Origin of the sequence: Bacteriovorax sp. DB6_IX (genome assembly GCF_000447775.1) — a bacterium.
Lineage (GTDB): Bacteria > Bdellovibrionota > Bacteriovoracia > Bacteriovoracales > Bacteriovoracaceae > Halobacteriovorax_A.
The window spans coordinates 1-246 of record NZ_AUNJ01000478.1 but is presented as its reverse complement, the minus strand read 5'-3'; the positions used below and the strand labels follow the sequence as shown (position 1 = coordinate 246).

The window sequence follows — 246 nt, the reverse complement described above, 5'->3', positions numbered from 1 at the left end:
AGACTATCGTAAGGTAGTGAAACAACTGGAAAAGCTTGTGAAAAAGGGCGGGGTTGTCGCTTCGTGTCTAAATACACCTTTTGAAAAATCTGGTTTTATTGTAGATTTATACAGAAATCAGTTGCAAGACTTTGAATATATAAATACTCTTTATTCACCTGAGGGGTTTGAGGAAGAGGATAAGGAAAACGGTGTCAAGATCTGCGTTTTCCAGAGGCGATAGTCATGTTTAAAACATTTCTAGNA

General features: G+C 37.1%; 1 protein-coding gene. It reads left to right on the top strand.

What is annotated here, in order from left to right; genetic code table 11:
- A partial coding sequence (locus tag M901_RS14970) for a class I SAM-dependent methyltransferase (protein ID WP_198295416.1) occupies positions 1–223 on the top strand: 223 nt, incomplete at its 5' end.
- Positions 224–246: the final 23 nt, after the last annotated feature.